At 68.6% G+C, this 22377-nt stretch carries 18 protein-coding genes; 16 read left to right on the top strand and 2 right to left on the bottom strand.

The genetic code is table 11. The annotated features are described in order from the left end of the window. Nucleotides 1-21 precede the first annotated feature (21 nt). From PGB34_RS07190 to PGB34_RS07160, 7 genes are all read left to right on the top strand, one after another. The gene (locus PGB34_RS07190; RefSeq protein WP_271427380.1) at nt 22-621 is read left to right on the top strand and encodes an isochorismatase family protein; all 600 of its coding nucleotides are present in this window, start codon (nt 22-24) and stop codon (nt 619-621) included. A 182-nt stretch (nt 622-803) separates the two neighbouring features. Further along, the gene (locus PGB34_RS07185) at nt 804-2717 is read left to right on the top strand and encodes a propionate--CoA ligase (RefSeq protein ID WP_271427379.1); all 1914 of its coding nucleotides are present in this window, start codon (nt 804-806) and stop codon (nt 2715-2717) included. Between the two features lie 289 nt (nt 2718-3006). Continuing rightward, nucleotides 3007-5880 (top strand): 2-oxoglutarate dehydrogenase E1 component, encoded by a 2874-nt coding sequence (locus PGB34_RS07180; protein WP_271427378.1) that lies wholly within the window; start codon nt 3007-3009, stop codon nt 5878-5880. A gap of 97 nt (nt 5881-5977) precedes the next feature. Next, entirely contained in the window at nt 5978-7237 is a 1260-nt protein-coding gene (gene odhB / locus PGB34_RS07175) for a 2-oxoglutarate dehydrogenase complex dihydrolipoyllysine-residue succinyltransferase (protein WP_271427377.1), read from the top strand. Nucleotides 7238-7381: 144 nt separating this feature from the next. Continuing rightward, a complete protein-coding gene (gene lpdA, locus PGB34_RS07170; protein WP_271427376.1) occupies nt 7382-8809 on the top strand; it encodes a dihydrolipoyl dehydrogenase in 1428 nt (475 codons plus the stop codon). Nucleotides 8810-8905: 96 nt separating this feature from the next. Further along, complete coding sequence (gene zapE / locus PGB34_RS07165) at nt 8906-10006, top strand: cell division protein ZapE (protein ID WP_271427375.1); 1101 nt, start codon at nt 8906-8908, stop codon at nt 10004-10006. Next, a complete protein-coding gene (locus PGB34_RS07160) occupies nt 10003-10656 on the top strand; it encodes a hypothetical protein (protein ID WP_271427374.1) in 654 nt (217 codons plus the stop codon). Before zapE ends, PGB34_RS07160 begins: the two co-directional genes overlap by 4 nt. Nucleotides 10657-10669: 13 nt before the next feature. Here the strand turns inward: PGB34_RS07160 and PGB34_RS07155 are convergent, their stop codons facing one another. Further along, nucleotides 10670-11452, bottom strand: coding sequence for a PP2C family protein-serine/threonine phosphatase (locus PGB34_RS07155; RefSeq protein WP_271427373.1), 783 nt, complete (start codon nt 11450-11452; stop codon nt 10670-10672). A 146-nt stretch (nt 11453-11598) separates the two neighbouring features. On the opposite strand from PGB34_RS07155, the gene PGB34_RS07150 reads away from it, so the two are divergent. Then, nucleotides 11599-11802, top strand: coding sequence for a DUF465 domain-containing protein (locus PGB34_RS07150; RefSeq protein WP_271427372.1), 204 nt, complete (start codon nt 11599-11601; stop codon nt 11800-11802). Between the two features lie 71 nt (nt 11803-11873). Then, complete coding sequence (locus PGB34_RS07145; RefSeq protein ID WP_271427371.1) at nt 11874-13919, top strand: ATP-dependent DNA helicase; 2046 nt, start codon at nt 11874-11876, stop codon at nt 13917-13919. A gap of 95 nt (nt 13920-14014) precedes the next feature. On the opposite strand, the gene PGB34_RS07140 is transcribed toward PGB34_RS07145, so the two are convergent. Further along, the gene (locus PGB34_RS07140) at nt 14015-14824 is read right to left on the bottom strand and encodes an outer membrane protein assembly factor BamD (protein WP_271427370.1); all 810 of its coding nucleotides are present in this window, start codon (nt 14822-14824) and stop codon (nt 14015-14017) included. A 50-nt stretch (nt 14825-14874) separates the two neighbouring features. Between PGB34_RS07140 and PGB34_RS07135 the strand changes: the two genes are divergently transcribed. The 7 genes from PGB34_RS07135 (at nt 14875) to PGB34_RS07105 (ending at nt 22370) form a co-directional block, all read left to right on the top strand. Further along, a complete protein-coding gene (locus tag PGB34_RS07135; protein WP_408647844.1) occupies nt 14875-15900 on the top strand; it encodes an RluA family pseudouridine synthase in 1026 nt (341 codons plus the stop codon). 142 nt (nt 15901-16042) lie between these two features. Beyond that, nucleotides 16043-16837, top strand: coding sequence for an SMC-Scp complex subunit ScpB (scpB, locus tag PGB34_RS07130; protein ID WP_271427369.1), 795 nt, complete (start codon nt 16043-16045; stop codon nt 16835-16837). After that, nucleotides 16834-18552, top strand: coding sequence for a pseudouridine synthase (locus tag PGB34_RS07125; RefSeq protein ID WP_271427368.1), 1719 nt, complete (start codon nt 16834-16836; stop codon nt 18550-18552). The genes scpB and PGB34_RS07125 overlap by 4 nt, the downstream gene beginning before the upstream one ends. 306 nt (nt 18553-18858) lie before the next feature. Then, a complete protein-coding gene (gene ndk, locus PGB34_RS07120) occupies nt 18859-19284 on the top strand; it encodes a nucleoside-diphosphate kinase (RefSeq protein WP_271427367.1) in 426 nt (141 codons plus the stop codon). Between the two features lie 67 nt (nt 19285-19351). Beyond that, nucleotides 19352-20488 carry a 23S rRNA (adenine(2503)-C(2))-methyltransferase RlmN gene (gene rlmN / locus PGB34_RS07115; RefSeq protein WP_271427366.1) on the top strand — a complete coding sequence of 379 codons (1137 nt, stop codon included), beginning with the start codon at nt 19352-19354 and terminating at the stop codon, nt 20486-20488. An 18-nt stretch (nt 20489-20506) separates the two neighbouring features. Further along, nucleotides 20507-21421 (top strand): type IV pilus biogenesis/stability protein PilW, encoded by a 915-nt coding sequence (gene pilW / locus PGB34_RS07110; RefSeq protein ID WP_271427365.1) that lies wholly within the window; start codon nt 20507-20509, stop codon nt 21419-21421. After that, nucleotides 21414-22370: a helix-turn-helix domain-containing protein gene (locus PGB34_RS07105; RefSeq protein ID WP_271427364.1), complete on the top strand. Its 957-nt coding sequence runs from the start codon at nt 21414-21416 to the stop codon at nt 22368-22370. The genes pilW and PGB34_RS07105 overlap by 8 nt, the downstream gene beginning before the upstream one ends. Nucleotides 22371-22377 lie beyond the last annotated feature (7 nt).

The raw sequence follows: 22377 nt of genomic DNA, 5'->3' as shown, positions 1-22377 counted from the left end.
TTCTGACCCGGATGACCCTTCATGCTTCTAGACGCTTCCCAATCCCAGCTGGTGCTGGTTGACTACCAGGCCCGCCTCATGCCGGCCATCTTCGAGGGCGAGCAGGTGCTGCAGAACGCCGTGCGGCTGGCCAAGATGGCTGCGCTGGTAGGCGTACCCACCTTCGGCACGGAGCAGAACCCTTCCAAGCTGGGCGAGAACGCGCCCGCACTGCGCGCGCTGTGCCAACGCACCTTGCCCAAGATGCATTTCAGCGCCGTGGAAGAGGGCCTGGGTGAATGGCTGCGTCCGCCTGCGCCGCCGGTGCGCGGCAATGCCCGCAGCCTGCCCAAGCACCTGCAGAAGCCGCAGGCGCAAGAGGAGCGCGCCAGCATCGTCATTGCAGGCTGCGAGGCCCATGTGTGCCTGCTGCAGACGGCGCTGGACCTGCTGGAGGACGAGTTCGAGGTCTGGGTGGTGACCGATGCCTGCAGTTCTCGCACCGAGCGCAGCCGTGATGCCGCTTTCGACCGGCTGGCCGGCGCGGGCGCCGAACTGGTGACCACCGAGATGGTCGGCTTCGAGTGGCTGCGCAGCGCAGAGCATGAGGCATTCCGGGACTGGCAGGCGCTGATCCGCTGAATGCGCCTGCCCGCGCCATCGCTGCGTGCGCACGGTGCATGGCGTCCGCGCACGGCTGCTGGCGAGGCTGTCAGACTCCCGCAAGCGCGACTTCCATAATGAGGTGCCACACAAGAACGAAGGCGCGGTGGCACGGACGCTGAGGACTGGCGGCCCGTGACAGCGCCCATGGAGACACACACATGGCCAGCTACGCGGATTTCCATCGCCGTTCCATTGACGCGCCCGAGGCCTTCTGGGCCGAGCAGGCCGATCTGATTGACTGGCACAAGCCGCCCGAGCAGATCCTGGATGCCTGCCAGCCGCCCTTTGCGCGCTGGTTCGTGGGCGGGCAGACCAACCTGTGCCACAACGCTGTGGACCGCCACCTGGCGGCGCGGGCAGACCAGGCGGCGCTGATCGCCGTTTCGACCGAGACGGGCAGCGAGCGGGTGTGGAGCTTTGCGCAGCTGCATGCCCAGGTGCAGGCCGCGGCGGCCAGCCTCATGGCCCTGGGTGTGGGCCGCGGCGACCGTGTGCTGATCTACATGCCGATGATCGGCGAGGCCATCATCGCGATGCTGGCCTGCGCGCGCATTGGCGCGATCCACTGCGTGGTCTTCGGCGGCTTCGCCAGCGGTGCGCTGGCATCGCGCATCGAAGACGCGCAGCCCAAGGTGGTGGTCAGTGCCGATGCGGGTTCGCGCGGCGGCAAGGTGATCGCCTATCAGCCCCTGCTCGATGAGGCCATCCGGCTGTCTGCGCACAAGCCCTCGGCCGTGCTGTGGGTGGAGCGCGGCCTGGCGCCGCTGGTCTGCCAGGCCAGGCGAGACCACCGCTGGGCCGAGCTGATGGTCCGGCATGCCGATGCCCGGGTGCCCTGCGTCTGGCTGGAGGCCACCGACACCAGCTACATCATCTACACCAGCGGCACCACGGGCAGGCCCAAGGGTGTGCAGCGCGACGTGGGCGGCTACGCGGTGGCGCTGGCCGCCAGCATGAAGCACATCTTTGATGGTCGTGCCGGCGAGACCTACTTTTCGACCAGCGACATCGGCTGGGTGGTGGGGCACAGCTACATCGTCTACGGCCCGCTGATCGCAGGCATGGCCACCATCGCCTACGAAGGTCTGCCCACGCAGGGGATGGACGGCCAGCCCGACGGCGCCATCTGGTGGCAGCTGGTGCACAAGTACCGCGTGACGGTGATGTTCAGCGCACCGACGGCCGTGCGCGTGCTCAAGAAGCAGGATGCAGCGCTGCTCAGGAAGCACGACCTGTCCAGCCTGCGGGCGCTGTTCCTGGCCGGCGAGCCGCTGGACGAGCCCACCGCGCGCTGGATCGGCGAGGGCCTGGGCGTGCCCGTGATCGACAACTACTGGCAGACCGAGTCGGGCTGGCCCATCCTCACGCTGGCGCGCGGCGTGGATGCTGCGCAGGCCCCGCGGCTGGGCAGCCCCGGCGTGCCCATGTACGGCTACCAGGTCAAGATCGTCCACGAGAGCACGGGCGAGGAACTCGCTGCGCCGAACGAGAAAGGCGTGGTGGTGATCGAGGGGCCTACACCGCCGGGCTTCATGCAGACCGTGTGGGGCGACGACGAACGCTTCGTCAACACCTACTGGAAGAGCATTCCCGGAAAGCTCGTGTATTCGACCTTCGACTGGGGCATTCGCGACGCCGACGGCTACTACTACATCCTGGGGCGTACCGACGACGTAATCAACGTGGCGGGCCATCGGCTGGGCACGCGCGAGATCGAGGAATGCGTGGCTGGCCATGCGAACGTGGCCGAGGTGGCGGTGGTGGGCGTGGCCGACGCGCTCAAGGGCCAGGTGGCGGTGGCCTTCGTGGTGCCGCGCAGCGGCCTGGCTGCCAGCGACGAGCAGGCGGCCCGCCTGCTGGAGGGCGAGATCATGGCCGCCGTGGCCGGGCAACTCGGTGCGCTGGCGCGTCCGGCGCGCGTGCACGTGGTGACGGCTCTGCCCAAGACGCGCAGCGGCAAGCTGCTGCGCCGTGCGATCCAGGCCGTGTGCGAGCAGCGCGACCCCGGCGATCTGAGCACGCTGGACGATCCCGCCTCGCTGCAGCAGATCCGAGCGCGGGTGGGCCGCTGAGCCGACGAGAACGCCGCTGCGCTGAAACAGCTCGAGACCTCTGAGGGCATGACCGGGATTGCAGCGCCGCGGTGCATGCGAATAATGGCCTCTCCTCGCCACCTCCTGCAGGCCAGTCCTTCGGGCCGGCCACTGGATGCGTCAACCGTCATCGAATTGACGTGGCACAATGCGAAGGTACTCAGGCCCTTCCCAGCCACAGTCGCATCCGCCAACCGGTTCAGCCGTGTCGCGGAAGGTTATCCAAACCAGCTAATGCTTTCCAAAGGAAAGCGGAGGTCAGCGGAATATGAGCGATTCGTCGCCGTCCATCTACAGCGCCTATCTCGGCAACACCTACCTCTTCGGCGGCAACGCCCCCTACGTCGAGGAGATGTACGAGAACTACCTTGCCAACCCCGGCAGCGTGCCTGACAACTGGCGCGCCTACTTCGATGCCCTGCAGCACGTGCCGGCCACCGATGGCAGCAACACCAAGGACGTTCCGCACCTTCCCGTCGTCAACGCTTTCGCCGAGCGCGCCAAGCAGGGCCAGACCCGCGTCGTGGTCGCCAGCGGCGCCGATTCGGAACTGGGCCGCAAGCGCACCGCCGTTCAGCAGCTGATCGCCGCCTACCGCAACGTCGGCGCACGCTGGGCCGATCTGGACCCGCTCAAGCGCACCGAGCGTCCGGCCATCCCCGAACTCGAGCCTTCGTTCTACGGCTTTGCCGACGCAGACCTGGAGACGGTGTTCAACACGAGCAACACCTTCTTCGGCAAGGACACCATGTCCCTGCGCGACCTGCTCAACGCGCTGCGCGAAACCTACTGCGGCACCATCGGCGCCGAGTACATGTACATCACCGACCAGACGCAAAAGCGCTGGTGGCAACAGAAGCTGGAGAGCGCGCGCACCAACCCGCAGCTCAACGGCGAGCAGAAAAAGCATGTGCTGGGTCGCCTGACGGCGGCTGAAGGCCTGGAGCGCTTCCTCCACACCAAGTACGTCGGCCAGAAGCGCTTCTCGCTCGAAGGCGGCGAAAGCTTCATCGTGGCCATGGACGAACTGATCCAGCGCGCCGGCGAGAAGGGCGTGCAGGAAATCGTGATCGGCATGGCCCACCGCGGCCGCCTGAACGTGCTGGTCAACACCCTGGGCAAGATGCCCAAGGACCTGTTCGCCGAGTTCGACCACACCGCACCGGAAGACCTGCCCAGCGGTGACGTGAAGTACCACCAGGGCTTCAGCTCCGACGTGTCCACGCGCGGTGGTCCGGTCCACCTGACGCTGGCTTTCAACCCCTCGCACCTGGAAATCGTGAACCCGGTGGTCGAAGGCTCCGTGCGTGCCCGCATGGACCGCCGCGGCGACAAGCAGGGCGACCAGGTGCTGCCCGTGCTGGTGCACGGCGACGCCGCCTTCGCCGGCCAGGGCGTGGTGATGGAAACGCTGGCACTGGCCGAAACCCGTGGCTACTACACGGGTGGCACGGTGCACATCGTCATCAACAACCAGATCGGCTTCACCACCAGCGATCCGCGCGACAGCCGCTCCACGCTGTATTGCACCGACGTGGTCAAGATGATCGACGCGCCCGTGCTGCACGTGAACGGCGACGATCCCGAGGCTGTGGTGCTGTGCATGCAGCTGGCCCTGGAATACCGCCAGGAGTTCAACAAGGACGTGGTGGTGGACATCGTCTGCTTCCGCAAGCTGGGCCACAACGAGCAGGACACGCCGGCCCTGACCCAGCCGCTGATGTACAAGAAGATCTCCAAGCACCCCGGCACGCGCAAGCTGTACGCCGACAAGCTGGCCGCCCAGGGCTTGGGCGAGACGCTGGGTGACGACATGGTCAAGGCGCAGCGCGCCGCTTTCGACGAAGGTCGCAACACCATCGATCCGGTGCTGACCAACTTCAAGAGCAAGTACGCGGTCGACTGGAGCCCCTTCCTGAACAAGAAGTGGACCGACGCTGCCGACACCGCCATCCCGCTGACCGAGTGGAAGCGCCTGGCCGAGAAGATCACCACCGTGCCCGAGGGCTTCACGGTGCATCCGCTGGTCAAGAAGGTGCTGGACGACCGCGCCGCCATGGGCCGCGGCGAGGTCAACGTCGATTGGGGCATGGGTGAACACATGGCCTTCGCATCGCTGGTGGCGTCGGGCTACCCGGTGCGCCTGTCGGGCGAAGACTGCGGCCGTGGCACCTTCACCCACCGCCATGCCGTGCTGCATGACCAGAACCGCGAGAAGTTCGACGAAGGCACCTACGTGCCGCTGCAGAACATCGCCGACACGCAGGCCCCCTTCGTCGTGATCGACTCGATCCTGTCCGAAGAAGCCGTGCTGGCCTACGAATACGGCTACGCGTCCAACGACCCGAACACGCTGGTGATCTGGGAAGCCCAGTTCGGCGACTTCGTGAACGGCGCACAGGTCGTGATCGACCAGTTCATCGCTTCGGGCGAAGTGAAGTGGGGCCGCGTCAACGGCATCACGATGATGCTGCCGCACGGCTACGAAGGCCAGGGTCCGGAGCACAGCTCGGCGCGCCTGGAGCGCTTCATGCAGCTGGCGGCCGACGCCAACATGCAGATCGTGCAGCCCACCACGGCCAGCCAGATCTTCCACGTGCTGCGTCGCCAGCAGGTGCGCAACCTGCGCAAGCCGCTGATCATCATGACGCCCAAGTCGCTGCTGCGGAACAAGGACGCGACTTCGCCGCTCGCCGAGTTCACGAAGGGTGGCTTCCAGACCGTCATCCCGGACGCAAAGGAACTCAAGGCAGACAAGGTCAAGCGCCTGATCGCCTGCTCGGGCAAGGTCTACTACGACCTGGCCAAGAAGCGCGAGGAGAAGGGCGCCGACGACGTGGCGATCATCCGCGTCGAGCAGCTCTACCCCTTCCCGCACAAGGCCTTCTCCGCCGAGCTCAAGAAGTACCCGAACCTGGTGGACGTGGTGTGGTGCCAGGACGAGCCGCAGAACCAGGGCGCCTGGTTCTTCGTGCAGCACCAAATCCACGAGAACATGCAGGAAGGCCAGAAGCTGGGTTACTCCGGCCGCGCCGCTTCGGCCTCGCCGGCCGTGGGGTACTCCCACCTGCACCAGGAGCAGCAGAAGGCGCTGGTCGACGCGGCCTTTGCCAAGCTCAAGGGCTTCGTGCTGACCAAGTAACGCGGCTTCGTGCCGGGCGCCGGGCCTTGGATGGCCCCGCGCCCGGTCGCCGCTTCCAACGAATAACGCTCAACGCAAAACGTTCACCGAGAACAACATGTCCATCGTAGAAGTCAAGGTTCCCCAGTTGTCTGAATCCGTGGCCGAAGCCACGATGCTTCAGTGGAAGAAGAAGGCCGGCGAAGCCGTCGCCGCCGACGAGATCCTGATCGAGATCGAGACCGACAAGGTCGTGCTGGAAGTGCCCGCGCCCGCCGCTGGCGTGCTGGCCGAGATCGTGCAGGGCGACGGCGCCACCGTGGTGGCCGACCAGCTGATCGCCAAGATCGACACCGAAGGCAAGGCTGGCGCCGCCGCACCCGCTGCCGCCCCCGCCGCGGCGCCTGCTGCCGCTGCAGCAGCACCTGCCGCCACCGCCACCAGCAAGGGCGACGTGGCCATGCCCGCCGCCGCCAAGCTGCTGGCCGACAACAACCTGACCGTGAACGACGTGGCCGGCACGGGCAAGGACGGGCGCGTGACCAAGGGCGACGTGCTGTCGGCCGTGGCCCGTGGTGCTGGAGCACCCGCGGCCACCCCCGCCGTGCAGATCCCCACCGGCGTGCCCAAGACGGCCCTGCCGCAAGTGGCAGCCCCTGCCAAGCAGGACCTGGGCGAGCGCCCCGAAGAGCGCGTGCCCATGAGCCGCCTGCGCGCCCGCATCGCCGAGCGCCTGCTGCAGTCGCAGTCCACCAACGCCATCCTGACCACCTTCAACGAGGTGAACATGGCACCGGTGATGGACCTGCGCAAGAAGTTCCAGGACGCCTTCACCAAGGAGCACGGCACCAAGCTGGGCTTCATGAGCTTCTTCGTCAAGGCTGCGGTGCACGCCCTGAAGAAGTACCCGGTGCTCAACGCCTCGGTCGACGGCAACGACATCGTCTACCACGGCTACTTCGACATCGGCATCGCCGTCGGTTCGCCGCGCGGCCTGGTGGTGCCGATCCTGCGCAATGCCGACCAGATGAGCTTCGCCGACATCGAGAAGAAGATCGCCGAGTTCGGCAAGAAGGCGCAGGAAGGCAAGCTCGGCATCGAAGAGATGACCGGCGGCACCTTCTCCATCTCCAACGGCGGCACCTTCGGATCGATGCTGTCCACGCCCATCATCAACCCGCCGCAGTCGGCCATCCTGGGCGTGCATGCCACCAAGGACCGCGCCGTGGTCGAGAACGGCCAGATCGTGGTGCGCCCGATGAACTACCTGGCCATGAGCTACGACCACCGCATCATCGACGGCCGCGAAGCCGTGCTGGGCCTGGTGGCGATGAAGGAAGCGCTGGAAGATCCCTCGCGCCTGCTCTTTGACATCTGAAGCGGCGCACCAGCCTACTGCGCGCCCTGATCTTGCGCCTGCGCTCCTCGCCGTACGTCAGTACGGCTGCGGTGCTCGACACAACCTCAGGACGCTCGCTACGGCTGCTGCACCACTTCACCCCCCCATTCGTGAAGGCCATCCATGAGTAAAAATTTTGACGTCGTCGTCATCGGCGGCGGCCCCGGCGGCTACATCGCCGCCATCCGCGCGGCCCAGCTGGGCTTCAATACCGCTTGCATCGACGAGTGGAAGAACGACAAGGGCGGCCCGGCGCCCGGCGGCACCTGCACCAACGTGGGTTGCATCCCCTCCAAGGCGCTGCTGCAGTCGTCCGAGCATTTCGAGCATGCGAACAAGCACTTCGCCGAGCACGGCATCAGCGCCAGCGACGTGAAGATCGACGTGGCCAAGATGATCGGCCGCAAGGACACCGTCGTGAAGCAGAACAACGACGGCATCCTGTACCTGTTCAAGAAGAACAAGGTCAGCTTCTTCCACGGCCGCGGCTCCTTCGCCAAGGCGGCCGACGGCGCCTACGAGATCAAGGTCGCCGGCAAGGAAGAAGAAACCATCACCGGCAAGCACATCATCGTCGCCACGGGCTCCAACGCCCGCGCGCTGCCCGGCGTGGCCTTCGACGAAGAGACCGTGCTGAGCAACGACGGCGCGCTGCGCGTGGGCGCCGTGCCCAAGAAGCTCGCGCTCATCGGCTCGGGCGTGATCGGCCTGGAAATGGGTTCGGTCTGGCGTCGTCTGGGCTCGGACGTCACCATCCTCGAAGGTCTGCCGACCTTCCTGGGTGCCGTGGACGAGCAGATCGCCAAGGAAGCCAAGAAGGCTTTCGACAAGCAGGGCCTGAAGGTCGAGCTGGGCGTGAAGGTCGGCGAGGTCAAGACCTCGAAGAAGGGCGTGTCGATTGCCTACACCAACGCCAAGGGCGAAGCCCAGACGCTGGATGCCGACAAGCTGATCGTGTCCATCGGCCGCGTGCCCAACACCATCGGCCTGAACGCCGAAGCCGTGGGCCTGAAGCTGGACGAGCGCGGCGCCATCGTGGTCGACGACGAGTGCCGCACCAGCCTGCCCAACGTGTGGGCCGTGGGCGACGTGGTGCGCGGCCCCATGCTCGCGCACAAGGCCGAGGAAGAGGGCGTGGCCGTGGCCGAGCGCATTGCCGGCCAGCACGGACACGTGAACTTCAACACCATCCCGTGGGTGATCTACACCAGCCCCGAGATCGCGTGGGTGGGCCGCACCGAGCAGCAGCTCAAGGCCGACGGCGTCGCCTACAAGGCCGGCACCTTCCCCTTCCTGGCCAACGGCCGCGCGCGTGCGCTGGGCGACACGACGGGCATGGTGAAGTTCCTGGCCGACGCCAAGACCGACGAGATCCTGGGCGTTCACATCGTGGGCCCCATGGCCAGCGAGCTGATCTCCGAAGCCGTGGTGGCGATGGAGTTCAAGGCCAGCGCCGAAGACATCGCGCGCATCTGCCATGCGCACCCCTCGCTGTCTGAAGCGACCAAGGAAGCCGCACTGGCCGTGGACAAGCGCACGCTGAACTTCTGATGCGTGGTTGATCGCTGATACTGCGGGCCGCCCCTGCTCCTTGCGGAGCGCGGGCGGCCTTCCCATTTCTGCCCGACCTTCCTGAGCAGCACCCCCTTGCAGACCGTCAAACAAGCCTACGAGGCCGAACTGAAGACCCGCGGTTTTCAGGCCGATCCGGCCCAACTGCGTGCCGTCGAGGCGCTGGACCGATGCGCGCGCGACTGGGCGCACTACAAGTCCCAGCGTTCCAACGCCTTCAAGAAACTGATCAACCGGCCCGAGATCCCGCGCGGCGTCTACATGTACGGCGGGGTGGGGCGCGGCAAGAGTTTCATCATGGACTGCTTCTACAACGCGGTCCCGGTCAACCGCAAGACGCGCCTGCACTTCCACGAGTTCATGCGCGAGGTGCACCGCGAGCTGCATGAGCTGCAGGGCACGGTGAACCCGCTGGACGAGCTGGGCAAGCGCATCGCCAAGCGCTTCAGGCTGATCTGCTTCGACGAGTTCCATGTGGCGGACATCACCGACGCGATGATCCTGCACCGCTTGTTGGTGGCGCTGTTCGAGAACGGCGTGGGCTTCGTCACCACCTCGAATTTCAAGCCCGACGATCTCTATCCGGGCGGGCTGCACCGGGACCGGATCAAGCCCGCCATCGAGTTGCTCAACGCCAAGATGGACGTGATGAGCGTGGACAACGGCACCGACTACCGGCGCCGCACGCTCGAGCAGGTGCCGCTGTACCTCACGCCCAACGATTCGGCGGCCGAGAAGCAGTTGCGCAAGACCTTCGAACAGCTGGCCGAGAAGGGCGACGACAACCCGGTGCTGCACATCGAGAAGCGCGAGATCCGTGCGCGCCGGCGCGCGGGCGGCGTGGTGTGGTTCGACTTCAAGACGCTGTGCGGCGGCCCGCGCTCGATGAACGACTACCTGGAGATCGCGAGCCAGTTCCACACCGTGCTGGTGTCGGACGTGCCGCACATGCCCGTGAACATGGCTTCCGAGGCGCGCCGATTCACCTGGCTGGTGGACGTGTTCTATGACCGGCGCGTGAAGCTGATCCTGTCGGCGGCCGTGCCGCCCGAGGCGTTGTACACCGAAGGCCCGCTGTCGCACGAGTTCCCGCGCACCGTTTCGCGCCTGACGGAGATGCAGTCGGCCGAGTTCCTGGCGCTGGAGCGCCGTGTTGTGGACACCCGACTCACATGAAGCTCAATAGGCCCCTTTCCCGCGTTCTCACTTCCTGGCTGTTGCTGGCCACGGGCACGGCCGCGCTCGCCCAGGGCCTGAGCGATGCGCAGATCGATGCCGAGCGCGAGCGCATCGGCGCGCAGCGCCGCGTGATCGACGCGCGCCACGCGCAGGAGCGCGCGGCCTGCTACCAGCGCTTCGCCGTCGAGGATTGCCTGCGCGAGAGCCGCCGCCGCCTGCGCGACGATACCGACGATCTGCGGCGCCAGGAGACCATGCTCAACGACATGCAGCGCAAGCGCCGCGGTGCCGAGCAACTGGAGCGGCTGGAGGCCAAGCAGGCCGCACCCGCTGCGCCCGACGCCCAGCAGCGCCAGAGTGCCGCCGAGGGCCAGCGCGCACGCGAGGAGCGTGCCGCCGAAAACGCCCGCAGTCGCGCCGGCAAGGCGGCCGAGGCCGCGCAGAACCGCGCCGACTTCGAGTCCCGTCAGCAAGAGCGTGCCGACCATGCGGCGTCGGTCGAGCAGCGCCGCGCGCAGGAGCCCGAAGCCAGGGAGCGCTTCAAGCGCAAGCAGGCCGATGCGCTCAAGCGCCGCGAGGAGCGTGCGCGCCTGAATGCCGAGAAAGAGAAGGCGCCGGCAGCGCCCTTGCCGGCACCCGTGCGCTGAAGCGCGGCCTCGGTCAGGCCGCGTCTTCGGCTTCGAGCGGCAGCGGCTCGAGCTTCAGGATCACCAGCGACAGGTTGTCGCCCGCGCCACGCGCGCGCTGGCGGGCTTCGTCGATCAGCAGTTGCGCGGCCGCGCGCGGCGACTGTTCGGCGATCACGGCGCCCAGCTCCTCGGGCGTGAAGTAGTGCCAGAGACCGTCGCTGCAGGCCAGCAGCGCATCGCCGGGGCGCATGGGCTCGAAGCGGTGTGAGTCGAGGGGCGGCGGCGTGGAGCGCATGCCCAGGCAGCCCACCAGGATGTTGGCCTGCGGATGGGCCAGCGCCTCCTGTTCGCTGATCTCCCCGCGCGCCACCAGGGCCTCCACGTAGGAGTGGTCGCGCGTGCGCCGCACCAGGCGGCCCTTGCGGAAGTGGTAGATGCGCGAATCGCCCGCGTGCGCCCAGGCGCCGGCGCCCTGGGGCTCCAGCAGGAAGGCGGCCACGGTGCTGTGCGGCTCCTGTTCGGCAGACACCGCCGTCAGCTTGATGACGGTGTGCGCGTCCTCGATCAGGCGCTCCAGCAGCGCGGCGGGTTCCTCGTGGCCGGGCGCATAGCGTGCAAACAGCTGCTGCGCGGTCATCAGCACCTGGTCGGAGGCCTTGCGCCCGCCGCTGCGCCCGCCCATGCCATCGGCCACGATGCCCAGCACGCAGCCTTGAATGCGCGGATGGGGCAGCAGCAGGACCTGGTCCTGCTGATAGGGGCGGTCACCCTGGTGGAGCGCGGTGGCGCCGGTGAGTCGAAAGCCTTTGGGCATAGGGTGAGGGGCGAAGCCCGGGGAGCGAGGCTGGAGGATGGACGCCGGCACGACAGTTTCTCAAAGAGAGTCTGGCGCAAGCGCGGCGCTATTATGTGGCGCCGGCTCATGCCGCCTGATGTCACGGCATCGGGCTTTTTTCTGTCTTGGACACCCATCTTCACTCCCTGTCGCGCCGGCTCATCGAGTTGCGCATCGAGCACGCCGACCTGGATGCCAGTGTCGATCGCGTGGCCGAGTCCGCCATGCCCGACGAGTTGCTGCTGCGCCGCCTGAAGAAGCGGCGACTGGCCCTGCGCGACGAGATTGCGCGGCTGGAGCGGCTGCTCGAACCCTCCGAGCCGGCCTGAATGGGCGCTGCGCATCCATCCATGAGAGCACCTGCCGTGCACGGCACTGGCCTTCAAAGAGCCCCGCGCTGATGTCCCTGCAAGCCGAAGTCGAGGCCGCTTTCGGCGCCGAGGGTCTGCTCTCGCGCGCGGCGCCGCAGTTCCGCGAGCGCGAGGGCCAGACCCGCATGGCGCTGGCCGTGGCGCAGACCATCGAGCAGGGCGGCGCCCTGGTCGTGGAGGCCGGCACGGGCGTAGGCAAGACCTTTTCCTACCTGGTGCCGGCGCTGCTCAGCGGCGAACGCGTGCTTGTTTCCACCGCCACCAAGGCCCTGCAGGACCAGCTCTTCGGCCGCGACCTGCCGCGCCTGGTGGAGGCCCTGGGCCTGCCCCTGCGCACCGCGCTGCTCAAGGGTCGCGGCAGCTACCTGTGCCTGCACCGGCTGGGTTTGGCCCGCCACGACGCCGGCCACGAGCCCATGGCCGCGCGTGCCCTGGCCAAGGTCGAGCGCTGGTCGCACAGCACGCGCTCTGGCGACCTGGCCGAGCTGCCGGGGCTGGACGAGCGCTCGCCGCTCATCCCGCTGATCACCTCCACGCGCGAGAACTGCCTGGGCGCGCAGTGCCCGCAGTTCAAAGCCTGCCATGTGAACCTGGCGCGGCGCGAGGCGCTGGCCGCCGACGTGGTGGTGATCAACCACCACCTCTTCTTCGCCGATCTGGCCGTGCGCGAGACCGGCATGGCCGAGCTGCTGCCCACAGTGCGCGTGGTGATCTTCGACGAGGCGCATCAGCTCAACGAAACCGGCGTGCAGTTCCTGGGCCTGCAACTGGGCACGGGCCAGGTGCTGGACCTGGCCCACGACCTGCTGGCCGCGGGCCTGCAGCAGGCGCGCGGGCTGGCCGACTGGCAGCAGGCGGCGGCCGACCTGGATCGCGCCGCGCGCGAGCTGCGGCTTTGCGTGGGCAAGCAATGGCCCGGCACCAAGTTGCGCTGGGCCGGTTCGGCGCCCGAGGGCGTGGCCCCAGCCCAATGGCAAAGTGGCCTGGACGCGCTGCAGCAGGCGGCTGAAACCGCCATGGCGGCGCTGGCCATGTGCAGCGAAATCGCACCCGACTTCGTGCGCCTGCACGAGCGGGCCCAGCGGCTGGCCGAGCGTGCGCAGCGCATGGCTGCGGCCTGCGCCCACGATGCCGTGCGCTGGGTCGACGTGGGCACGCAGCTGCGGCTGGTCGAATCGCCGCTGGACATCGCCGAGGCGATGCGCACGCGGGTCTTGCGCACGCGACAACAGGTGGATGCGCAGGACGATGAACCGGGCAGTGCGCCTGCCACGCACGACCCCGAGCGCCCGCGCGCGTGGGTCTTCACCTCGGCCACGCTGGGCGCCGAGCCGGCCTTGCGGTGGTTCACCGAACCCTGTGGCCTGCAGGACGCCACCGTGTTGCGCGTGGCCAGCCCTTTCGACTACGCGCAGCAGGCCGCGCTGTATGTGCCGCAACCCTTTGCGCGGCCCAATGAAGCCAGTCATGGCGCTGAAGTCGCTGCGCTGGCCGCGAAGGGCGCCTTGCGGCTGGGCGGGCGCACGCTGGTGCTGACCACCACGCTGCGCGCGCTGCGCACCATTGCCGATGCGGTGCGCCAGCGGCTGCAGGCGGCGCAGGGGCCCATTGACGTCCTGGTCCAGGGCGAACTGCCCAAGCGCATGCTCATGGAACGCTTTCGCGCCGCGGTCGAACCCGGCCAGCGCGGCTGCGTGCTGGTCGCGTCGGCGTCGTTCTGGGAAGGCTTCGACGCGCCCGGCGAGGCCCTGCAACTGGTGGTGATCGACAAGCTGCCCTTTCCCCCGCCTGGCGACCCGCTGGTCGAAGCGCGCACCCAGCGTCTGGAGGCCCAGGGCCGCAGCGGCTTCGCCGACTTCTCCATTCCCGAGGCCGCCGTGGCGCTCAAGCAGGGCGCGGGCCGCCTGATCCGCCGCGAAAGCGACCGCGGCCTGCTGGTGGTGTGTGATACGCGGCTGGTGCAGATGGGCTATGGCCGGCGTCTTCTTGCGGCCCTGCCGCCGATGCGAAGGCTGGAGACGGCGGACGATTTCGACGAGGCGCTCGCTTCGCTGGCCAGCGACGGCGCGGCCTGAGGCGCCTTCAGTCGCAGAAAGCACAACGGCCACCCGAAGGTGGCCGCTGCGTGCCTGGTGGCTGGCGTTGGGCAAAGGCCGCGCTCAGCGCCCCATCACCACAGCTTCCACCACGGCTCATCCTTGGCGCGGAAGCCTTCGCTGAGGTAGGTGCTCTGCGGATAGTTGGTGGTCAGCACGCGGCGGGTGTCGTCACGCAGGTCGGTCATGCCCAGCGCGTCGTAGGAGCGCACCATGATGTAAAGCGCTTCCTCGAGTGCAGGCACTTCGCGGTACTCGGCCAGCGCGATCTGCGCGCGGTTGATGGCGGCCAGGTAGGCGCCGCGCGTGTAGTAATAGCGCGCCACATGAACTTCGTACTGGGCCAGCGAGTTCACGATGTAGTTCATGCGCTGGCGCGCATCGTTGGCATAGCGCGAATCGGGAAAGCGCGTGACCAGTTCCTTGAAGGACTCGAAGGATTCCTTGGCCGCCTTCTGGTCGCGCTCGGAGAGGTCCTGGCGCGTGAGCCAGGCGAACATGCCCAGGTCGTCGTTGAAGTTGATCACGCCCTTGAGGTAGATCGCGTAGTCCATCGCCGGGCTGGCCGGATGCAGCTTCATGAAGCGATCCAGCGTGGCGATGGCCTGGGGCTTGTCGCCCGCGCGGTACTGCGCGTAGGCCTTGTCGATCTGGGCCTGCTGGGCCAGCGGCGTGCCGGCGGCACGGCCTTCGAGCTTCTCGAACAGCGGCACGGCCTTGTCGTAGGCACCGCCATCGGCCTCTTCCTTGGCCTCCGAATAGAGGCGGTTGGGGCTCCAGTTCGCGGTGCGGTCCTCTTCGGTGCTGGAGCAGCCCACCAGCAGTGCACCGGCCAAGGCCAGGGCGACCCAGGCGGGAGCGTTCGATAATCCGGCACGATACATCTGAGGCAGCTTTCTTGAAACAGGACCGTGGAATTATAGGGAGGCCGTCTGTGGCGGCCGGCCCCGCCAGCGAAGGGGATTTGGCCGAATCGCTGCCAGCGCAGAGCCCGGCCGATGAGCCCGAAGCCGAGCCTGAAGAAGGCGCCTGCGAGAGCCGCCCATTCCGCATCGACACCGCACTGCACGGCCTGCGCCTGGACCGCGCGCTGGCGCTGCTGGTGCCCGAGTTCTCGCGCAGCTACCTGCAGCAACTGGTGGATGAAGGCGCAGTGCAGTTGCAGGGCCGCGCCGTGCGCAAGCCCTCCACGCCGGTGCGCGTGGGCGAGCAGGGCGTGGTGCAGCTGCGTCCCACGCCGCAGAGCCAGGCCTTCAAGCCCGAGCCCATGGCGCTGGACGTGGTGCATGAGGATGCGGACCTGTGCGTGATCCACAAGCCCGCAGGGCTGGTCGTGCATCCGGCCCCGGGCAACTGGCAGGGCACCCTGCTCAATGGCCTGCTGGCGCGCGACGCGCAGGCCGCGCAACTGCCGCGCGCGGGCATCGTGCACCGGCTGGACCGCGACACCAGCGGCCTGATGGTGGTGGCACGCAGCCGCCGCGCCATGGAGGCACTGGTGCGCATGATCGCCGCGCGCGAGGTCACTCGGCAGTACGTGGCCCTCGCGCACCGGGCCTGGCAGGGCAGTGGCCGCCAGGTGGATGCGGCCATCGGCCGCGACCCGCGCAACCGCCTGCGCATGGCGGTGGTCGATCTGGCCCACCAGTCGGGCAAGCCGGCGCGCACCTTCATCGAGCCGCTGGGCAGCCATGGCGAGGCCTGCCTGGTGCGCTGCACGCTGGAGACGGGGCGCACGCACCAGATCCGCGTGCACATGGCGCACATCGGCCATCCGCTGGTGGGCGATGCCACCTACGGCGGCGCGCCTGCGCAGGGCCTGGCGCGGCAGGGCCTGCATGCCTTCAGGCTGGCCTTCGTCCATCCGTTCACGCAGCAGCCGCTGGACCTGCGTGCCGCCGTGCCCGCCGACCTTGCGAGCGCCTGCGCGGCCTGGGGGTTGGACTACAATCGCGCCTGACGGTTTTCCCTCTCCATGGCCGGTGCATCCACCCCCGGCCCGCTGCAACGCCAGGCCGTGTGCGGCCCACCGTCCAGACCCTTCCCCTTTCGTTCTTCTTGAACGTGCGCCCGAGGGCGCCACTTCCCGGACACCGCGAACCATGAATACGGCGGATGCCAAGCGCATTCTCGAAACCGCCTTGATCTGTTCGGCGCAGCCGCTGCCCGTGCGCGACATGCGCACGCTGTTCGACGACGCGCTGGGTGCAGACACGATCAAGGAACTGCTCATGCAGATGCAGCACGAGTGGGCGCAGCGCGGGCTGGAGCTGGTGCAGGTGGCCACGGGCTGGCGCTTCCAGAGCCGGCCCGAGATGCGCGAGCACCTGGACCGGCTGCATCCCGAGAAGCCGCCGCGCTACACCCGGGCGACGCTGGAGACGCTGGCCATCATTGCCTACCGCCAGCCGGTCACCCGCGGCGACATGGAAGACATCCGCGGCGTGACCATCAATTCCATGATCCTCAAGCAACTGGAGGATCGCAACTGGGTGGAGGTCATCGGTCACCGCGAAACCGTGGGCCGGCCCGCGCTGTACGCCACCACAAAGCAGTTCCTCGACGACCTGGGCCTGGCCTCGCTGGACCAGTTGCCCATGATCGAGGCGCCCCAGCAGGCCCAGGCCATGGCCGATGTGCTGGCGGGCGCGCAGCAGGGCCTGCTCATCGACGAGCAGCCGGCCCCCGAGGTCGTGGCTGCCGACGCGGACGCGCCGCCGGCCGAGACGGTCGCTGCCGCCGGCCCCGACGAGCCCGCCACGCAGGCCGCTGCTGACGAAGGCACGGCCGGGCCGCTGCCTGACGCAGGTGCCGATGACCTGCCATCTTCTTCCCTTGATTCCGACGCGCCGCCGCAGGCTGCGTCCTCACCGAACGCTTCCGGACAGACACCATGAGTTCCGTCAACCCAGAATCCCAGGGCCCCGAGTCCGACAGCGCCGAGGCATCGCAGGCGCCCGCCGCGCCCAAGCGCAAGCCCCGGGCGCCGCGCGCCAAGGCGGCCGACGCGGTGCAGGTGCCAGATCCGGCATCGGCCCCGGCTGCCGCGGCCGGCGACGACGCGCCTGCACCCCCCAAGCGCAAGCCGCGTCAGGCCCGAAAGCCGGTTGCGGTTGAGCAGGCCGAATCTTCGGCCCCTGTCGAGCCCGCCACTGTCGAGCCCGCCTCCATCGAGGCCGAGGCGCCTGAGGCGGTCGTCGCGCCCGAGCCCGCTTCGGCGCCCACTGCCGTGCAGGCCGACGAAGACATGCGCAGTCAGGCGCATGCCGGCGATGACGAGGAGGGCGACGACGAGGAGGATGACGAGGACGACGACGAGTTCGACCGTGAACGCCGTGCCGCCGAACGTGCGGCCCGCAATGCGCCGCCGCCTGCGCCAATCCAGTTCTCGGACGTGGTCTCGGGCCAGTTCGATGCCGACGAGGGCGATGCGGAGGTGGCGCCGCCGAAGCGCGTGCTGCTGCCGCAGGCCGATGCGCCCAAGCTGCACAAGGTGCTGGCCCAGGCCGGCCTGGGTTCGCGCCTGGAGATGGAACGCCTGATCCTGGAGGGCCGCATCTCCGTCAACAACGAGCCGGCCCACATCGGCCAGCGCATCCAGTACGGCGACCAGATCAAGTTCAACGGCAAGCCCATCCGCTACCGCATCGCGCCGCCGCCGCCGCGCGTGATCGCCTACCACAAGCCCGTGGGCGAAGTGGTCACCCACGACGACCCGCAGAACCGGCCCACCGTGTTCCGCAAGCTGCCGCGCCTGTACCAGGGCAAGTGGCAGTCCGTGGGGCGGCTCGATCTGAACACCGAAGGGCTGCTGCTGTTCTCCAGCTCCGGTGAACTGGCCAACCGACTCATGCACCCCCGCTTCGGCCTGGAGCGCGAATACGCGGTGCGGGTGCTGGGCGCGCTGAACAACGAGGAAAAGCAGCGCCTGCTCGACGGCGTGCAACTGGCCGACGGCCGGGCCCAGTTCGGCACCATCGAGGATGGCGGCGGCGAGGGCTCGAACCAGTGGTACCGCGTGACCATCTCCGAAGGCCGCAACCGCGAGGTGCGCCGCCTGTTCGAATCGGTGGGCCATGCGGTCAGTCGCCTGATCCGCATCCGCTATGGCGCCATGCTGCTGCCGCGCGGCCTCAAGCGCGGCGCCTGGATGGAACTGGACGAGCGCGACATCCGCGCCCTGACCCAGGCCGCCGGCGCCGACATGCCGGCCAGCCCGCGCCAGAACGAAGTCGGCGGGCGCGGCAAGAAGCCGCGCCGCGGCGACGGCCGCAGCCAGCGCGGCGGTGCACGCCCGCCCGAGCCCGGCTTCGCGCGCGGCCCCAAGGGCCGTGGCGGCGACGCCGGCGCGGCACGCAACGGCAACAAGAAGGGCCGCAACGGACCCGGCGGCAACCCCGGTGCCCGTGATGGCGGCGGTGGTGGCGGTGGCAACAACCAGCCCGATCCGATGAAGACCTCGCTGGGCTACATCGGCGCCGACAGCTTCACGCGCCAGCGCAAGGAATCGCGCCGCGGCGGCGGGGGCGGCTTTGCCGGCCCGTCGGGCGGCGGTGGTGGCTCGGGCGGCGGCGCAGGCCGCGGCGGCAACCGGCGCGGTCGCTCGCGCTGATTCGCGCCACACGCCGGGCGCCGGCCTCGCCGGCGGCGTCCTGCCCTCAGGGGCCGGCCCTCGGCCACCTGACGCGCAAAGCGAGCGCCAAGTGGCCGATTTCCTTGCGGTTTTTGGGTCCGCGCGCCCGAGGGGCGTGAAAGGCCCGGGTTAAAATTCACGGCTTTCTCCGCGCGCCCCAGCTCGCCTGAGTGCGCGTGGCGCCCACCCTTTGGGCGCCGCCCGCGCATCGTGCGGACGAATGTCGCTTCCCAACGTTTTTCATCACGCTTCCCAGCGAAGCAACCTGCCCAGAAAGCAAACATCATGGCCATCGAACGTACCCTGTCCATCATCAAGCCCGACGCCGTCGCCAAGAACGTCATCGGCAAGATCGTTTCCCGCTTCGAAGCCGCCGGCCTGAAGATCGCCGCTGCCAAGCTGGTGCACCTGTCGCGTGCCGAAGCCGAGCAGTTCTACGCCGTCCACAAGGAGCGTCCCTTCTTCAAGGACCTGGTGGACTTCATGATCTCGGGCCCCGTGTTCGTGCAAGTGCTCGAAGGCGAGAACGCCATCGCCAAGAACCGTGACCTGATGGGCGCCACCGACCCCAAGAAGGCGGCCGCCGGCACCATCCGCGCCGACTTCGCCGACAGCATCGATGCCAACGCCGTGCACGGCTCCGACGCCCCTGAGACGGCAGCCGTCGAAGTGGCCTTCTTCTTCCCCGCCGCGAACGTCTATTCGCGCTGAGCACCTGCCGGCGCCACGGCCCCGCGGCCGTGACGCTGGCGGCTCAGAAAACCTCCAGCTGCTCGCCATGACCGCCATCAATCTCCTCGATTTCGACCTCGAAGGGCTGGCCGCGTTCTGCGAGCAGCTTGGCGAGAAGCGCTTTCGCGCCACGCAGCTGTTCCGCTGGATCCACCAGCGCGGCGCGAGCGACTTCGAACAGATGACGGACCTGGCCAAGTCGCTGCGCGGCAAGCTGGCCGGCGTGGCGCAGGTCCAGGGCCTGCCCGTCATCGCCCAACACATGTCCGCCGACGGCACCATCAAGTGGCTGTTCGGCGTCGGCGACGGCAATGCCGTCGAGGCCGTGTTCATTCCCGAGGATGACAGAGGCACCCTGTGCGTGTCGTCCCAGGCGGGCTGCGCCGTGGGCTGCCGCTTCTGCTCCACGGGCCACCAGGGCTTCAGCCGCAACCTCAGCACCGGCGAGATCGTGGCCCAGCTCTGGTTCGCCGAGCACTTCCTGCGCAAGCATCTGGGGCGCGAGGACCGTGTCATCTCCAACGTGGTGATGATGGGCATGGGCGAGCCGCTGCAGAACTACTCGGCCCTGGTGCCGGCGCTGCGGACCATGCTGGACGACAACGCCTACGGCCTCTCGCGCCGCCGGGTCACGGTCTCCACCTCGGGCGTGGTGCCCATGATGGACCGCCTGGCGCAGGACTGCCCCGTGGCGCTGGCCGTGTCGCTGCATGCGCCCAACGATGCGCTGCGCGACGACCTGGTCCCGCTCAACCGCAAGTACCCCATTGAGGAATTGCTGGCCGCCTGCAAGCGCTACCTCGCCCATGCGCCACGCGACTTCATCACCTTCGAGTACTGCATGCTCGACGGCGTCAACGACAGCGACGCGCACGCGCAGCAGCTGATCGAGCAGGTGCGCCGTCAGGACGTGTCCTGCAAGTTCAACCTCATCCCCTTCAACCCGTTTCCGGCCTCGGGCCTGCTGCGCTCGCCCGCTGCGCGCGTGCAGGCCTTTGCGCGTGTGCTGGCCGATTCGGGCATCGTCACCACGGTGCGCAAGACCCGTGGCGACGACATCGATGCCGCCTGTGGCCAACTGGCCGGCGACGTGAAGGACCGCACCCGTGCGGCCGACCGCATGGCGCAACGCCGCACGGTGATGATGCAGCGGGCCGACGCGTCGGCCAATCAGCCCGCCTGAACTTCTGGACGCAAGCCGATGAACCTCCACGCCTTCGTTGCCGCACCGCCCCAGGACCTGACCTGCGCCCCTGCCCACGCAGACACCCGTGCAGGCGCCCGCGCCGCACGCGGCCAAGGGCGGCGGCGATGGGGCCTGCTCCTCGTCGCGGCCAGCGCCCTGCTGGGGGCCTGCACGACAACCAAGACGGTCACCACCTCGCTGCCCGACGTGAACAACGCAGGGCTGCCCGCGGCCACCTCGGCGAACGACCCCGAGCAGGCCCGGCACCGTGCCCGCATCCGGCTGCAGCTGGCCGCTGGCTACTTCGAGCAGGGGCAGACGCAGATCGCGCTGGAAGAGGCCAACCAGGCCATTGCCGCCGATCCGAACATGGTGGACGCATACAGCCTGCGCGGGCTGATCTACATGCGCCTGGACGATGCGGGCCGCGCCGAAGACAGCTTCCGCCGCGCCATCGTGATCAACCCGCGCGACGGCAACGTGCGCCACAACTACGCCTGGCTGATGTGCCAGCAGCAGCGCTATGCCGATGCGCAGCAGCAGTTCGCGGCGGCGCTGGCCGCGCCGGGCTACACCGAGTCGGCCAAGACGCTGATGACCAAGGGCATCTGCCAGCTGCAGGCCGGCCAGCGGGCCGAGGCCGAGCGCACCTTGCTGCAGGCCTACGAGATCGACGCCGGCAATCCCGTCATCGGCTACAACCTGGCGGCGCTGCTGTTCCAGCGCGGCGACTATGCGCGCGCGCAGTTCTACATCCGGCGCGTGAACAACGGCCCGGTGTCCAACGCCGAGTCGCTGTGGCTGGGCCTGCGCACCGAGCGGCGCCTGGGCAACAGTGAAGCGACGAACGATCTGGCCGGCCAGTTGCGGCGCCGCTACCCGCAGTCCCGCGAGGCGCGCGCCTTTGAAAGAGGTCAGTTTGATGATTGAGCGTGCGAGCGAGTTCGGCGCCTCGGCGGCGATGCCGCTGGTCTCCCCTGAAACCCCCGAGCAGGCCACCGCGGGCCAGATGCTGCGCCAGGCGCGCGAGGCCCATGGGCTGCACATCGACGTGGTGGCCGCGGCCCTGAAGGTGCCCACGCAGAAGCTGGCCGCGCTGGAGGCCGATGACATCGATGCCCTGCCGGACCCGGTCTTCGCGCGGGCACTCGCAGCCAGCGTCTGCCGGGCCCTGCGGGTGGACCCGGCGCCCGTGCTCGAAAAGCTGCCGGGCGCGCCCCGTGCGGTGCTGGCTGAATCCGACCGCCGCATGAGCGGCCACATCCGCAGCCAGGCGGTGCGCAGCAGCAGTGCGCGGGCCAGCGTCACGGGCCGCCCTTCGCGGCCGCTGCTGGCGGTGGTGGGGCTGCTGCTGGTGGGGGCGCTGGTGCTGTTCCTGCTGCCCCAGTCGGCCACGCAGCAGATCTCCGAGGCCTGGAGCCGCATGACTGGCGCCACTTCGGAGCCCGCAGCCGGAGCCGCGCGCGACGGTGATGGCATGGTGGTCGAGGCGCCGCAGACCGCCGCGCCTGCCATGCCGCTGACGGCTTCCACCGCCTTGACGCAGCCTGCACCCGCAGCCACAGCAACCCCCGCGACGCCTGCGCCCGCCACGGCGCCAGCGTCTGCCACCCCACCCGCCGCCGCAGCCGGTGCCGACGTGCTGGCCTTCGTGGCCCGTGGCGAATCCTGGATTCGTGTGGCCGGCGCCGGCAATCGCACGGTGCTGGAGCGCACGCTCAAGAGCGGCGAGAGCGCCACCGTGCCGCAGGCCGATCTGCCGCTGTCGGTGACGGTGGGCCGCGCCTCGGTGGTGGACGTGCAGGTGCAGGGCAAGCCCTTCGACCTCGCGCCGATCACGCGTTCCGGCGGCGTCGCGCGTTTCGAGGTCAAGCCTTGAGCCTCGG

Origin of the sequence: Xenophilus arseniciresistens (assembly GCF_028023875.1) — a bacterium.
Taxonomy (GTDB): Bacteria; Pseudomonadota; Gammaproteobacteria; order Burkholderiales; family Burkholderiaceae_C; genus Xenophilus; species Xenophilus arseniciresistens.
Note: the sequence above shows the minus strand (reverse complement) of the source record. Positions and strands in the feature narration are given on the sequence as shown.